Genomic DNA, 14,590 nt, shown 5'->3' on the forward strand with positions numbered 1-14,590 from the left:
ATCGTCGGCGCTATCCAACGACGTCGAGCTCGCGCAGCCGCTTCCGGTCCGACTTTGCTGAAGACGACTGCAGCGCGAGTAGCTCCGCATAGATCCCGCCCGACACCGCGAGCTCAGCCGGCGGCCCGATCTCATCGATGCGCCCGTCGCGCAGCGTGACGATGCGGTCGACCTCCGCGATCGTCGACAGCCGGTGCGCGATGATGAGCGTCGTGCGACCACCCATGAGGTCTTCGAGCCCGGCCTGCACGAGGCGCTCAGATTTCGTGTCGAGTGCCGAGGTCGCTTCGTCGAGCACCAGGATCGGCGCATCCTTCAGCATCGCGCGTGCCACCGCGATGCGCTGCTTTTGCCCGCCAGAGAGTTTCACTCCCCGCTCGCCGATCAGCGTGTCGTAGCCTCGCTCGAACTTCTGCACAAACACGTCGACCGCCGCGCGCTCAGCAGCCTGCTCGATTTCGGCCCGGGTCGCTTCCGGGCGGCCATACGCGATGTTCTCTGCGATGGTCCCTGAAAACAGTGCCGGCTCCTGGAACACGACACCGATGTTGCGCCTCAGCATCTCGAGGTCGGAGCCCGAATTCGACACCGAGATCGACCCCTCGCGGACGCCATAGAGACCCATTAAGAGATTCGTCAGCGTTGTCTTTCCCCCGCCGGATTCACCGACGAAGGCGACCCGCTCCCCCGGTGCCACATCGAACGTGACGTCGGTGAGCACGTCGGCATCGTCGTCATACCCGAAGTGCACGCCGCGAAATGAGATCGCGGGGACGGGCACGTCTGGCTCATCAGACGCGATGCGGGATTCGGGCACAGCTCCGGGTTCGGACGCCGCACCGCGGTCAGGCGCGGGCCGTGATCCACCACCGTCGACCTGTGCGGGATCAAGATCCATCACCTCGAAATACGACTTCGATCCGGCGATTGCGCGCTGCGCGGTGTCAACCACCCAGCTCAGGCTCGTCACCGGCTGGCGCGCCATCGACATGAGCTGCACGAGCATCACCATCTCGCCGAGCGAGAAGAAGCCGAGTACGGTGCGCACGAAAATGATCGTGTACAGCCCGAAGAATATGACGTGCAGTACGCCCTGCCGCAGCGCGTCCATCCGATGCCAGTGTTTGGACTGCTCGGCTGTGAGCGACTCGGTCGAACGGAACCGGCTCGAGAACGCCTTGAGCTCGCGGCGCTCGCTGACGAACGACTTAACGACGCGCATCTGTCCGACGACCTCAGCAAATCGTCCGGAGGCGACGTCGACGTGCTCGTTCTTGTCGCCCTCGAGTCGCTGCCACTTGCGACTGGTGAGCGCCGTGAGCCACAGATAGACCGGGTACGCGATCGCGAGCAGCACCGCGAGTGGCCAGTAGTACCAGGCGCTGATCGCGAGTACGGCGACGGTCGTGAGGATGAGCGTGACGAACATATTCGAGAACGACTTCATGAAGTTCGTGACCTCTGAAATCGAGCGATTCAGGCGCGCAACGATCGTGCCAGTGAGCTCGTTGTCGTAGTAGCGCTGCGGCAGCGAGAGCAACTGTTCGAAGTACCGCGTCGACAGGATGGTGCGCATCTTCGCGCTCATCACATCGCCCAAGTACCCGCCGATGTTGCCGACGCCCGCTTCGATCAAGCTGACGGCGAGCAGTGCGACGGCGAGCAGGATCACCGAACCAATGGTCGCCGACACCTCGCTCGGTGGCGCACCGTTGCCCGCCGCAGAGCCGGCGGCGTTACCGATTGCGTCCGAGATCACGTCGGTCGCAGCACCCGTAATGAATGGCACCGCGAGGCCCGCCGCGGTCACTACCGCCGCCGCAAGCATGATGCCCAGGTAATAGGGCGCGAGCGATCGCGTGAACTTCAGAATGCGAATAAGCACGGTCACGTCTGGGGCGCCTCCACTGATGATGTTGAGGAGAGCAACCTACCACTCCGAAAGCCGCTTCGGGCCACCGCGCTGCGGCGGGCGCGCCGCCCTCCCGACACGGGCCATCTGCACGCGATGCACTCCCGAGCGGGGTAACTGTTGAGGGGTGTTGCGCCCGCGACACCCGCCACAAGTTACCCCGTTCGGGTGTGGGGGGGTGTTCTCCCTTGGCGTAGCGGGGGCGGGGGTCTTCGCTCGGGCGGCGGAGTAGGCTCGCGGACTATGGCCGATCCAATACTCTTCCGCCCGTTCACGCTTCGCGATCTCGAGGTTCGCAATCGACTCTGGGTCGCACCGATGTGTCAGTATTCAGTCGAAGCCGAAGACGGCATCGTGGGTGAGTGGCACCTGCAGCACCTCGGCGGATTCGCTCGCGGCGGCGCCGGCCTCGTGTTCATGGAGGCCACGGCGGTGACGCCAGAGGGCCGCATCAGCCCACGCTGCCCGGGCATCTGGAACGACGCGCAGCTGCCCCCACTCGCGCGTATCGTCGACGCCGCCCACGAGCATGGTGCAAAAATCGGCATTCAGCTGGCACATGCTGGCCGCAAGGGGTCAACCTACCCGTCGCTCCCCGGCTTCGCAGACGGGTCAGTACCCGAGGGCGAGGGCGGTTGGGAGACCGTCGCTCCGTCAGCGGTCGCATTTGGCGACTTCGCGGAGCCTCGTGCGCTCGAGGCCGAAGAAATCGCCGCGCTTGTGCAGGCGTTCGTCGCCGCCTCTGACCGCGCCGTGAGCGTCGGATTCGATGCCGTGCAGATTCACGCGGCGCACGGTTACCTTATTCACGAGTTCCTGTCTCCCTTCTCGAACCATCGCACTGACGGTTACGGCGGCGATCTCGCGGGCCGTGCGCGCCTGCTCCGCGAGATCGTGCGCGCCGTGCGCGCTCAGCACCCCACGCTTCCGATCGTGGTGCGCATCTCGGCGACTGAGTGGATCGACGGCGGTTTCGACGTCGACGAGGCCGCGCAGGTGACCGAGTGGGTTGCCGAAGACGGCGCTGACCTCGTTGACACGTCGACGGCGGGGAACACGCCGGGCGCCCCGATCCCGGTCGGGCCCTCGTACCAGGTGCCGCTCGCTGCGCAGCTGCGCGAAACTGGCGCACTCCCCATCAGCGCCGTCGGGCTTATCACGAGCGCACAGCAGGCGGAGGGCATCCTGGCAACCGGCCAGGCCGACATCATCTCGCTCGGGCGCGCAGTGCTCACGAACCCCCATCTGCCGATCAGCTGGGCGCACGAGCTGCGTGCCCCGTCGGCTGAGTCGCTCGTACCGCCGCAGTACGCGCGGGCCCGGTTCTAGAGCGCGGGCCCGCGAGCGCAGCGCCCGCGGGCCCGCGACCCGCGTTCCGCAAGCGATTTGCGTTCGGCAAGCCCAAAGTTGCAATAACGAGCTTGCCGAACGCAGATCGCATGTGGAAGGCGCGGGTCAATAGCCCCGCGCCGCCGCGCCGCCGCGCCGCCGCGCCCAGCGCCCCGCTCCCTACAGCAAGTTCGGCTCCCCCGGCTCCGCAATGTCGGCCGGGAAGCCGTACTTTTCTGCGAGCTCCGCGATCACGCCGTCCTCACGAAGCTGCGCGATATCGTCGTCGATGGCTTGACCAAGGTCCTCGGCTTTGAGATTCACCGGAAAGTTCGTCTGGCCAACGTTGACCGTCGCCGACAGGCGCGGATCCGGCTCGAGCGGCTCGACAGTAGCCCCCTCGACGGGATACAGATCGAGCAGTGTGACCGCAGCCCCGAGACCGAGCACGGCACCGTCAATCCGTCCCGCTTGGAAATCCGCGAACTCCGCATCGTTCGTCGAGTAGAGCTTCAACTTGCTCCCCAAAAGACCCTGCAGTTCTTCGACCCCGACGAGGGCCTGACCCGCGCCGACGGCATCGATGTCGAGGAGGTCGTCGACGGTTTTCGCCCCGGTCGTTGAGACCACGGAGAGCGGTGAAGTGACCACTGGATCACTGAGTCGTACGACCTTGGCGCGCTCGGCGGTGCGATACCAGCTGCCGACCGTCGTGTCTGCGCGTCCGGTCTGCACCGAGGTGATCATCGCTGACGAGTCCCCCGGAACGAGCGTCACGTCGAGGCACTCCATTTCCGCGATCTTCGCAATGATCTCGCCTTCGATGCCGACGAACTTGCCGTCTTCGATGTACCCGAAGGGCGGGTAGTCGTAGTGGGCGACGGTGAGTACGCCGGGCTTGATTGTCTTCACGTTGTCGTGCGCGGGCACGCAATCTGCGCCCACCGCGCTTGACGCGGCGCCGCCAGAGCTGCACCCGGTGAAGAGGAGCGCCGAGGCGGCGGCGAGGGCGGTGAGAGTGGTCAGTCGGTACTTCATTGATGCCTCCTGAGAGTGATGATGGAACGGATGAGTTACGCGGCGAGACGTGCGCGCAGTCGCCGGCGAGGCGGGCGCGCCCCGCCCAGTCGCTGCTCGAGCCGACCTGCCAAAATTGCGCCGGGCACGGCGATGATTCCGTACACGAACGCGGCCGCGAGATAGACCGACATGTATCGCCAGTTGATCGCGCCACTGAGGTACGCCGCGTGCATAATCTCGGCGACCGTGATGACACTCGCGAGCGACGTGATGTGGAACATCGTGATGGTCAGGTTTACGAGGGGCGGAATGGAGATGCGCGCGGCCTGGGGCAGAATCACGAAGCGGAATCTGTCGGCGCGACCGAGACCGAGCGCGTTCGACGCATCCGTTTGGCCCGGGGGAAGCGCAGCGATACTCGCGCGAATCATCTCGGCGGAATACGCCGCGGCGGTCACGGTGAGTGCGATCACGGCGGACGGCAGCGCATCGATCAACACCCCGATTTGCGGGAGCCCGCGGTACACGAGGTAGAGCAGCACGAGTGCCGGGATCCCGCGCCCGATCTCGACGATCGCGATCGTCACCCAGCGAACCCAGCGCGATCGGGATTCGGAAAGCACCGCAAGGAAGAACCCGAGCGGGTAGCCGAGGACGCAGGAAACGACGGTGAGCAGCATTGCAACGCCGAGCCCTGGCAGGAGATCGGGAACGTGCGCTGGCCAATCCCACAGCCACGAATAATCGTTCATAGGACTGCATACCTCCGAGTGAGACGGGCGTGCACCACGCGCGACAGCCCGCCGAGCGGCACGCTGAGCGCGAGGTACAGGAGACCCGCGAATGCGAAGAAGGTGAGGCCGTCGCCGAAGTACTGCACTTGCAGGCCCGCGACGAAGGTGATCTCTGCGACGCCGATGGTCGACGCGAGCGCCGATTCTTTGATCAGGCCTACGAGATACGTTGCGACCGTGGGCGAGACGGCGCGGAACAGCTGCGGAAAGAGCACGTCGCGCGCCGTGTGCCACGGGCTGAGTCCGAGGGCAGCACTTGCCTCCCACTGACCCGCACGAATGGCATTCAGGCCACCGCGATAGATCTCGGCCATGCTCGCGACGGCGATCACGCTCAGGGTGATGAGCGCCGACGCGACTGCGCTGAGGGTGATTCCCAGCTGGGTGATCCCAAAAAAGGCGATGAACAGCCACACCAGCGTCGGCACGCCGCGCACAACGTGGACGAACGCCCAGTAACAGGCACGCACGGGTGCGAATCGACTTCGCGAGAGCAGCATCAATGGCGCGCCGAGCACGATCCCGACCAGGCCGGAAACGACCGTGAGCAGTATCGTCATGCCCGCCGCGAGCACGATGGCGAGAAGCGCGTCGCCCACGTCAGCGCCCCAGCACCGCAGAGAGAAAGCGTCCTACGCGTTCACTCTTTGGCTCGGTCATGATCTGTTCGGGCTGCCCCTGCTCGACAATCGCGCCGTCGACCATCACGATGACGCGGTGCGACACGTGGCGCGCGAACTCCATCTCGTGCGTCGCGATCAGCATGGTCATGCCCGAGTCAGCGAGTTCCCGCATGACCGATAGAATTTCGGCACCGACCTCGGGATCGAGACCGGAGGTCGGCTCATCGAAGAGCATCAGATCCGGATCCATGGCGAGCGCACGAGCGATAGCGATGCGCTGCTGCTGTCCACCCGAGCACTGGCTCGGAAAGGCATCGGCCTTTGCCGCCAGCCCCACACGATCGAGCAGGGCGCGCGCCCGCTCCCGCGCTTCTTCTGCGTTGCGTCCGAGTACGCGCCGCTGCGCGAGTTCAATATTTTGCGCGGCTGTCAGGTGCGGAAAGAGATTGAATGATTGGAACACCATGCCGGCCTGGCGCCGGAGCCGCGCGACCTGCGTCCGCGCTGGCTGGTGCCCCGGCTCGAACGCAATCTGTTCGTCGCCGATCGTGAGCGAGCCCTCCTCGGGGAGTTCGAGCAGGTTCAGACAGCGAAGAAACGTACTCTTGCCCGCTCCCGACGGACCGATCACGGAGATCACCTCGCCGCGTCCGACCGCGAGCGAGACATCGTCAATGGCGCGGTGTTCGCCGAACCGCTTTACGATGTGTTCTGCGTGCACGAACGGGCGGAGCGTCGAACCGGTGTACGTCGTCGTTGACGTGTCAATGAGAGCCATGAGAGGGTTCCTTTCGCCCTAGATCTCGCGGAATACGGTGTCGTAGAAGCGGAGCCAGTTTTCGCCCATGATCGCGGCGACCTCGTGCTCGCTGAACCCGCGTTCGCGCAGACACAGCTCCGCGTTCGGAAATTGCGCCGGGGTCTTGAACCACTCAAGCGGCGGTGTCGGACCGGGCTTGGTCGGGCCCGAAGCGCCGTATTGGATCTCGCGCGCCCAGCGCCCCTGGCGCATCCACTCGACGTATTCGAAACCGCCGTTCTGGTCGAGGTCGGTGCCGATTCCCACGCGGTCGATGCCGACGCGATCCACGGTCCACGCTACGAGCTCCGACCACTGCTGCGGCGTCGTGTACTCCCCCACCAGATTGCGGTAGACCGATACCCCGATGATGCCGTCATGATCTTTCAGCGCGTCGAGCACCCGATCGGATTTATTACGCGCGTGCGGCGCGAGGCTCGCCGGGTTCGCGTGCGTGATGGCGACGGGCACACTCGACACCTCGATGGCGTCAAGCGTGGTCTGCTCACCAACGTGCGACAGATCGACGACCATTCCGCAGCGGTTCATCTCGCCCACGACGTAGGCGCCATATCGGGAGAGGCCGCTATCGGTCGGCTCGTAACAGCTTCCCCCGAGGTCGTTCTGGATGTTGTACGTCAGCTGACCGACGCGCGTACCCATGCGGGCAAACAGCTCGACGTAGCCGAGTCGCCCCTGCAAGAACGACACGTTTTGAAACCCGAGAATGATCGCGGTGCGACCAGATTCGGCAATGCGCCGAATGTCACTTGATCGATACGCGATCTCTACGAGATCAGCGTTGTCCTCCGCCATATTCCGCCACTTCACGATCTGGTCCATGGATTCGGTTGCGTCTTCCCAAAAACCGACGGTCACGGTGATCGCACCGAGTTTTCCGGCAGCGACCTCCTCAAGGTATTGGCGGTTGCCCGGACGCTCGGTTTCGAGCGGTGAACAGAGCAGGCTGTCGACGTAGATCATCGTTCTCCTTAAGCTGACGCGACGGTTGCGGTGGTGAGCGGAATGAAGTGGTCGGTATCGCGATTCGGATCCGTCGAACTCGCGACCTCGGCGGGATCGAAAAGCCGGGTGAGCTGCTGGCCCGGAACATACGCGTCTTTGACGGTGCCCGTGTGTTGCCGCGAGAGGGCCGTATCGGGGTACAGTCCAGCGTTGCCCGGGTAATACACGTCCCACCAGTGCTGCGCCGGCACCTCAACGCCGTCAATGAGCATGGCGCGAAAGGCGTGCGCAAAGCGTGACCTCGTGGCTTCCGGATCGGCTGAGCGCCGCGCGCGGTAGCGGCCCTCCGAAGCGTCGAGTTTCTCCCACTCGACGCCCACGCGAGCGAGCGCGAGTTCGAGGCCTGCGCCAGCGCCATCGAGATCGGACGCGGCGAGTCGAACTTCGACCCCCGCTTCGGTAGCGGCGCCCGCAATCAGGTTGACCAGCACGTGGCCGATCGCGTGCAAGCTCGCCCCGTGTCCGTCAACGACGAGCGTTCCCGCGCCCGACGTCGCCGTGGGCGCCCGCCACGCGGGGGCCTGTCCGGTGTCGTCGAGGATTCGCGCAAGCGCAGCGCCGAAGCCCGCGATCGCATCCGGACTCGCGATGAGGGTGGTCACGAAAAAGTCGCGTGCGCCGTGCCACGATCCCTCGGGGACGTTCAGTGCTTGCATCGCGCGGCCGCCAGCGAGACGAAGCTCTCGGAACTTCATGGTGATGCGTGCCGCCGGATCGTGCTGGGGAGCAACGATCGCGCTGACCTTGGGGGCCAATACCGGTGCGGTGGGCGCTGACCGAGGTAACTCCGATCCCCCGACGGTCACGGTGTCCGTTGCTGTCACCGTCTCGAGCACCGCGCGATGCTGCCACCACCACTCGTCTGCGTTCGCTTCCTCGAGCTCATCGCGGAACGGCGCCCCATCGAAGATGAGACCGAGCACTGAACGGTTGAGGAAGTCCTCGGTGCGATCGAGCCCGTGCACGCACGCGTTCATGAGTCGCACAAGCCACACCGGAACGAAGTCGATGTCGTGCGGGTCCGCGTGCGGCACGCCGTACGGAAGTTCTCGGAGGCCGACCGCGGAGCGCGCAATGTGTTCAAGCTCGGGATGAGCTGCGATGACCGTGCCGATCGGAACAGCGGGATCGCCGGCGTCGAGCACCGCAAGCAGCTCTCGGGCTCGAGACGGATAGTTCGGGATGACTTCGTGGGCGCCTGGCACTTCCTCAGCGGGACCAGATCTCGGTTCTTCGGCGGCTCGGGATTGGTACCACACACGATCCCGGTGTACCGGATCATTCAGGGGCAGTGCGAGCGCCCAACCGAATGTTGCGAGCAGCGCCTCGCGCACGGCCCCCGATGACAACCGCGGATCGAGCTCGAGCGATTCCTCGAAATTCAGCCGCTCCTGCACGAGCGCATCAGCCGCATCGGGGGCGAGTTCGATGAGCAGCGTATGAAAGGTGGCGAGCGCTTCTGGTGACACTCGCCCGTTCGCAAAGCGATGCACGGCAGCCAGCGGAGTTTCGAATGACTCTCGGGCGATGTCGCCGCGCCGCGCCGCGCGCACTCCGGCGCGAATGCGGCGGAGATCAGCCGCGAGCTGCTTTCCGCCAGTAAATACGCGGTACTGCGTGTCTTCAAGCGATCGGTATCGGATCGTGCGATCGAGCAGGGCTTCGAGACGGTCGAACCTGGGATCGCCCGCGTCGATCGGCGCCGAAAGTACCAGGCGCACGGCCGCAACCGTCGCCGAGACGTATGCGTTGATCAGTGTCGGCCGGTTGTACACGAACATCACCAGACCGAGCGCCGAGCCGTTGCCGACGCCAATGTGGCGCCGCATCTCAGAATCGAGCGGCACTGCCGTCGTGGGCGCGTCGATCCGCGCGAGTTCCTGCACCACGTCGACAGACAGCTCACGCATCAGATAGGCGGAAAGCATCTGCGCGTGATACGACACGGCGAGCGAATGCCCCGCCGGGATGGCGGGAAAGGTCACCGAACCGAAGGTGCCGTTTCCATCGAGGCCGGTATTGCGCATGAGATAGCCCACGCGTTTCACCTCGGCGGCGTCAGGCTGTGCTCCAGCGGCCAGCGAATCTCGCACGTGTCGGAACAGGCGCAGGCTCTGGTTCGAGCGCATCCAGATCAACGTGCCAGCCGGAGCGCGTCCCTCGTAGAGTTTCGGCAGCTCTGCCTCGGTTGCTGCGATTTGGGCATCACTCGCGACGCCGTCGATGAGCGAGCCGAGCATGTCCCACGATGAGCCGATGATGCGCCCCGTGCGGTTGACCCCGCGCGGCTCTCGTAGCCAAGCCACGAAAGTGATGCTGCCCGCTGGCGTCGTGACCGTGTATCGAGCAGAGCCGTTGCCGCGTGCATCGAGTTCAAGGCTGTCCCGGGTGATGCGCCAGCCCTCCCGCACCATCCGGGCAAGAAAGCTCCGTGATGCGCTCAGTCGTGTCGGCTGCATTGCGCCGAGAAACCGCGGGTCCATCACCCTGCCCGGCGAAAACGCCTCGTCGAGATAGGGATTATGCATTCGTGTTCGCTCCAATCGCCGTTGATGATGTCGCTACACCGAACCACGTGATTAAGTAATTTTTAATCATGATTCATGTATGTTGAATATAGTAAGCACCGCTCTTCGGCGCGTCAATAGGGCAATCGACAAGTTTTCGGAGACAGTAGAGACATATTTCTGATCGGAGCACACCTTGGCAGGTCCCACCACACTGCAATCGGTCGAGAAGACCATCCGCGTGCTCGAGGTGTTCTTGCAGTTTGATCGCGCGGCAGTCACGCTTTCCGAGGTCGCTGAATCCCTCGGCTGGAGCCGCCCGGCAACGCACCAGTACCTCACGACGCTCGTGCACTGCGGCTGGGTGCAACAGGACGCGAAACGGCAGTATCGGCTCTCGATTCGCGCTGCAGCGTTCGGCCGCTTCGCCACAGCACACGCCGGCGTGCCTGAACCGGTCACGCGCCACATGCGAGCACTTATGGAGCAACTCGAGGAACCCATCTCATTCGCGGTGCGCAATGGCGGATCGGCACTTATTGTCGAGCGCATCGAACCGCAGCGATCGCTCACCGTTCGGCGCGAGGCCGAGCGGCTGCTGCCACTCGGCTCCACCTCCGGCCAGGTGCTGCTCGCCTTCGATCCGCACGCAACCCCCGCAGAAAAGGAGCCATACGCAGACGTGCTCGCGACGATCACCGAGCACGGGTATTCGTTGCACCGCGCGGTGTGGATGGGCGATTCGATCGAGGTCGTCGCGGTCCCGGTGATGCAGGGAGAGGAGTGCCTCGGAGCGCTCAGCGTGATCGCACCGGAGGGGCGCATGGACATGGAGCGCGCGATCTCCGAGATGCGCCGCGCACGGAGCGCACTCGAGGCCGATCTCGCCGACCTCGCCGCGTTGGCAACCACTTAGCCACGCCCGCGCGTCAGTGTCGGCACCTCGCTCTACACTGACGACATGACCGAGATGCTCTCCCCATCCGACGTGGTTCGCATGCGCATGCGCGCCCTCGGGCTCACCGTTGCTGGCTGGGCCGGCACGGTGAATTCAGCTCGGGCCGCGGAACCCACCGAAGAACCCACCGGCGCCGAGCGCATCGCCGGTGTCGCGCGACGCATGCTCGCCCTGCAGGGCCAAGACTGGCGGTCGTCACGCTGGGCGCTCGGCGTTCGCGCTCCCGGCACCACCGTTGACGACGTCGCCACGGCGTTCGCCGAGCGGCGCATCGTCCGTTCGTGGCCAATGCGAGGCACGGTGCACGTGGTTGCCGCCGAAGATATCGGGTGGATGCAGGCAGCGACAAACCATCGCGTGCTCGCCGGCGCACCGAAGCGTCGCGAGACGCTCGGCATGAGCGACGCAGCGCTTGAACGCCTCGTCGACACGTCGCTTGCGGCGCTCACCGCGACACCAGGGCTTGGCCGAGACGCGCTGTCGCAGGCGTGGACGGACGCGGGCATCGACTGGCAGAGCAGCTGGCGCTACCACGTGATCTGGTGGATCTGCCAGAACGGTCTCGCGACGTTCGGCCCGATCGGGCCGTCCGGCGAACCGTTACTCGTGCGCGCAAGTGACTGGATCGAAGCCCCGCGAGCAATAGCGGCTGACACCGCAGTAGCCGAGCTTGCGGCTCGATACGCGGTCGCCCGGGGGCCGTTCCGTGAGGCTGACTTCGCCTGGTGGACCGGGCTGACGGTGCGCGAGGCGCGCGCCGGACTACAGGCGGCTGCCGAGATGGGGGTCCTCACCCCGGCGCGAGCAAGTGACGCTTCGGGCGAAGAAGTAGCCGGGACGGCTGGGGCACTCTGGGTAACCAACGAGCAACTCGGAATCGACAAGGGGCACGAACTGCAGCACTCGGGTGAAGAATCACCCGAGTGGCACCTGCTCGCCGCGTTTGACGAACACCTCCTGGGTTACACTGACCGGTCTGCGCAACTCGACGCAGCGCACTTCGAACGCATCGTGCCAGGTCGCAACGGAATGTTCGCGGCGACCGTGGTGCACCGCGGCCGAGTCGTCGGCACCTGGAAGCGCGCGAAGTCGAAGCGCGGCGGGCTCGAGGTCTCGCCGTTCCCCGGATCCCGGATCGATCCGTCAGCGCTCATCTCGATCAGCGAGACCTGGGCCGCCTTTCACGGCGTACCTGCCGGGGACGTCACGATCAGCGAGTAGTGTACGACCAGCGATTCACGGGCACCCCGTCGGTAGCATTGAGGCATGGAAATCGGCCTGATCGCAGTCGCCGCGGTGATCGTACTCGTTGGCACCTCGATCCTGGGCAGCAGAATCGGCGTTGCTGCGCCGCTCCTGCTCGTGCTCGTCGGCATCGGCAGCGGGTATCTCCCGTTCGTACCGAGGATCGAAATTGATCCCGAGATCATCCTGCTTGGTGTGCTGCCGCCGCTGCTCTACTCGGCGGCGGTAAACGTGCCGCTCGTCGATTTCAGGCGCAACTTCCGACCCGTCGTCTGGCTCTCCGTGCTGCTCGTGATCGTGTCTGCGGTGGCAGTGGGCTTCGCCGTGCACCTCGTGGTCCCAGCCATTCCGCTGCCGGTCGCCATCGCGCTCGGCGCCGTGATCAGCCCCACCGATGCGGTCGCCGCAACTTCAATCGGCAAGCGACTCGGCATGCCGGAGCGGCTCGTGTCCATCCTGGAGGGTGAAAGTCTCGTCAATGATGCGACGTCGCTGGTGCTGCTCAAGACCGCGCTCGCCGCGATCGCGAGTAGCTTCGTATTCTGGGATGCTGCAGCGTCGTTCAGCTTCTCCGTAATCGCCGCCATTGTCATCGGCATTGTGATGGGCGCGATCACTGTGTGGATCCGATCCAAGCTCAATAACCCCGTCTACGACACCATCATCTCGTTCGTCGTGCCATTCGTTGCGTTCATGCCCGCAGAAGAGCTTGGCGCCTCGGGTGTACTCGCGGTGGTAGTGACCGGCCTGTATACCGGGCACCACGCTGCGAAGCGCTTCTCGGCGACGGCCCGCATGAACGAGCGACTCAACTGGCGCACTGTCCAGTTCGGGCTCGAAAACGGCGTCTTCTTATTGATGGGCCTGCAACTACACACCCTGCTCGACGAGGTCAATGACACTGAACTGCAGCTCGAGCACATCGCGCTGATCGCACTCGGTCTCGTCGTGATCCTGATTCTGCTGCGCGGGCTATTGATGATCCCGTTGATCTGGTCGATGCGCGGCGACGAGGGACGTTACCAGCAGCGGAGCGACGGCTTCAGACGAATCCTGGGGCGCGCACGTCGCTCCGATATCGACGATCGCAGGCTGCGCAGGCTCGAGTTACTCGAGCAACGCTCACGCGCCGATCTTGCCCACGAGCAAGAGCAACAACTCGGCGTGCGCGACGGCGTGCTGCTGTCGTGGAGCGGGATGCGAGGAGTGGTTACGCTCGCCGCCGCGCAGTCGATTTCAACCGAAGTGCCATACCGCCCACAGATCATCCTCATCGCGTTTCTCGTGGCGGTAGTCACCCTGCTGTTGCACGGCCTGACACTGCCGATCTTCATCAGGAAACTGTGGCCCGAGGGCGCAAACGGGTCGAACGCAGCCGAGTTGCAGTCGCTCAGCCGTGATCTGCTCGAGGCGGCCGACACCGCTTTGGAAGACGAGATTGAAATTGATGCTGCTGCTCAAGATGGTCACACGGTGCCAGACCCCGACGTAGTGAAACGCGTGCGTGCCACCGCAAAGTCGACCCTCGCGCCGCTCGCATTTCCGCTTGCGAGCACCGGCTCGGTTCCCGCCCAGGCACACGAATCACAAGCGGCCTGCTATCGCCGTCTCGCGCGCATCGTGCTCGACGCTCAGCGCGACGCCCTGCTCGAAGAGCGGGCCATAGGCAGATACAGTTCACAAACGCTGCGCGCCGCAGAACTCGCGCTCGATGCGCAAGAAACGCGCATCACCCCGCCGATGCCCCACTGAACACACGCGTCGCTGTCACACCTGTCGCGACCAGTGCGCCATCACGCTTCCATGCGCACAGGGTTCTGATGATGACTGAAGACGATGCTCGTGCGCGTCGAAGACACCGCCGAGTGCGCAGAGAGGTGCTCGACGACAAAGTCGCGGACGTGATCGGAATCGCGCACCGCAAGGTGGATGATGAAGTCTTCGACCCCGCCAAGAAAGAACAGCTGCATCACTTCCGGCAGACCCCGCAGCTCATCGCTGAGCTCCGTGATCCGCTGCCGCGCACCCGAGCGCACGGTGACACTCACGAGCACCTCAAGGTCTAGACCGATCGCCCGCGGATCGACCGAAGCGGTGAATCCGGTAATGATGCGTCGCGACACGAGGCTGCGCACGCGGGCGATGCAGGTCGACGCGGCGACCCCCACACGATCCGCCAATTCGGCGTTCGTAATGCGGCCGTTTGCCTGGAGCTCATCGACGATCTTGCGATCCACTTCGTCGAGCTCAGCTCCCCCGCGCAGATTCTTCGAGACCTCGCTCATACCCGTCACCCTTCCCTCATAACCGAATCGCTTCGCGCAAAACCACCGAAGAGAATTCAGGCTTACTGCAACTCCGACGAATATACTGCACA

General features: G+C 64.6%; 12 protein-coding genes. 4 read left to right on the forward strand and 8 right to left on the reverse strand.

The genetic code is table 11. From position 1 onward, the window contains the following. Positions 1–10: 10 nt before the first annotated feature. Positions 11–1,891: an ABC transporter ATP-binding protein gene (locus tag ACFWHR_RS08295; RefSeq protein ID WP_382447826.1), complete on the reverse strand. Its 1,881-nt coding sequence runs from the start codon at positions 1,889–1,891 to the stop codon at positions 11–13. Between the two features lie 264 nt (positions 1,892–2,155). Here ACFWHR_RS08295 and ACFWHR_RS08300 point away from each other — a divergent pair, with 264 nt between their 5' ends. Beyond that, the gene (locus ACFWHR_RS08300; protein WP_382447827.1) at positions 2,156–3,241 is read left to right on the forward strand and encodes an NADH:flavin oxidoreductase/NADH oxidase; all 1,086 of its coding nucleotides are present in this window, start codon (positions 2,156–2,158) and stop codon (positions 3,239–3,241) included. Positions 3,242–3,421: 180 nt separating this feature from the next. On the opposite strand, the gene ACFWHR_RS08305 is transcribed toward ACFWHR_RS08300, so the two are convergent. From ACFWHR_RS08305 to ACFWHR_RS08330, 6 genes are read right to left on the reverse strand one after another with little or no spacing between them, the layout of a single operon-like run. Continuing rightward, positions 3,422–4,279: a substrate-binding periplasmic protein gene (locus ACFWHR_RS08305; RefSeq protein WP_382447828.1), complete on the reverse strand. Its 858-nt coding sequence runs from the start codon at positions 4,277–4,279 to the stop codon at positions 3,422–3,424. Positions 4,280–4,314: 35 nt separating this feature from the next. Next, positions 4,315–5,013 (reverse strand): amino acid ABC transporter permease, encoded by a 699-nt coding sequence (locus ACFWHR_RS08310; protein WP_382447829.1) that lies wholly within the window; start codon positions 5,011–5,013, stop codon positions 4,315–4,317. Next, the gene (locus ACFWHR_RS08315) at positions 5,010–5,654 is read right to left on the reverse strand and encodes an amino acid ABC transporter permease (RefSeq protein ID WP_382447830.1); all 645 of its coding nucleotides are present in this window, start codon (positions 5,652–5,654) and stop codon (positions 5,010–5,012) included. The genes ACFWHR_RS08310 and ACFWHR_RS08315 overlap by 4 nt, the downstream gene beginning before the upstream one ends. Position 5,655: 1 nt before the next feature. Continuing rightward, the gene (locus ACFWHR_RS08320; RefSeq protein ID WP_382447831.1) at positions 5,656–6,456 is read right to left on the reverse strand and encodes an amino acid ABC transporter ATP-binding protein; all 801 of its coding nucleotides are present in this window, start codon (positions 6,454–6,456) and stop codon (positions 5,656–5,658) included. An 18-nt stretch (positions 6,457–6,474) separates the two neighbouring features. Continuing rightward, on the reverse strand, positions 6,475–7,461 hold the full coding sequence (locus tag ACFWHR_RS08325; protein ID WP_382447832.1) for a membrane dipeptidase: 987 nt from the start codon (positions 7,459–7,461) through the stop codon (positions 6,475–6,477). An 8-nt stretch (positions 7,462–7,469) separates the two neighbouring features. After that, entirely contained in the window at positions 7,470–10,031 is a 2,562-nt protein-coding gene (locus ACFWHR_RS08330; protein ID WP_382447833.1) for a hypothetical protein, read from the reverse strand. A 175-nt stretch (positions 10,032–10,206) separates the two neighbouring features. Here ACFWHR_RS08330 and ACFWHR_RS08335 point away from each other — a divergent pair, with 175 nt between their 5' ends. From ACFWHR_RS08335 to ACFWHR_RS08345, 3 genes are read left to right on the forward strand one after another with little or no spacing between them, the layout of a single operon-like run. Next, entirely contained in the window at positions 10,207–10,926 is a 720-nt protein-coding gene (locus ACFWHR_RS08335; protein ID WP_382447834.1) for an IclR family transcriptional regulator, read from the forward strand. A 45-nt stretch (positions 10,927–10,971) separates the two neighbouring features. After that, on the forward strand, positions 10,972–12,189 hold the full coding sequence (locus ACFWHR_RS08340) for a winged helix DNA-binding domain-containing protein (protein WP_382447835.1): 1,218 nt from the start codon (positions 10,972–10,974) through the stop codon (positions 12,187–12,189). Positions 12,190–12,234: 45 nt separating this feature from the next. Next, positions 12,235–13,965 carry a cation:proton antiporter gene (locus ACFWHR_RS08345; RefSeq protein ID WP_382447836.1) on the forward strand — a complete coding sequence of 577 codons (1,731 nt, stop codon included), beginning with the start codon at positions 12,235–12,237 and terminating at the stop codon, positions 13,963–13,965. Positions 13,966–14,006: 41 nt separating this feature from the next. Here the strand turns inward: ACFWHR_RS08345 and ACFWHR_RS08350 are convergent, their stop codons facing one another. After that, positions 14,007–14,498 carry an Lrp/AsnC family transcriptional regulator gene (locus tag ACFWHR_RS08350; protein WP_382447837.1) on the reverse strand — a complete coding sequence of 164 codons (492 nt, stop codon included), beginning with the start codon at positions 14,496–14,498 and terminating at the stop codon, positions 14,007–14,009. Between the last annotated feature and the right edge of the window lie 92 nt (positions 14,499–14,590).

This window comes from Leucobacter sp. NPDC058333, assembly GCF_042726155.1.
Classification (GTDB): domain Bacteria; phylum Actinomycetota; class Actinomycetes; order Actinomycetales; family Microbacteriaceae; genus Leucobacter.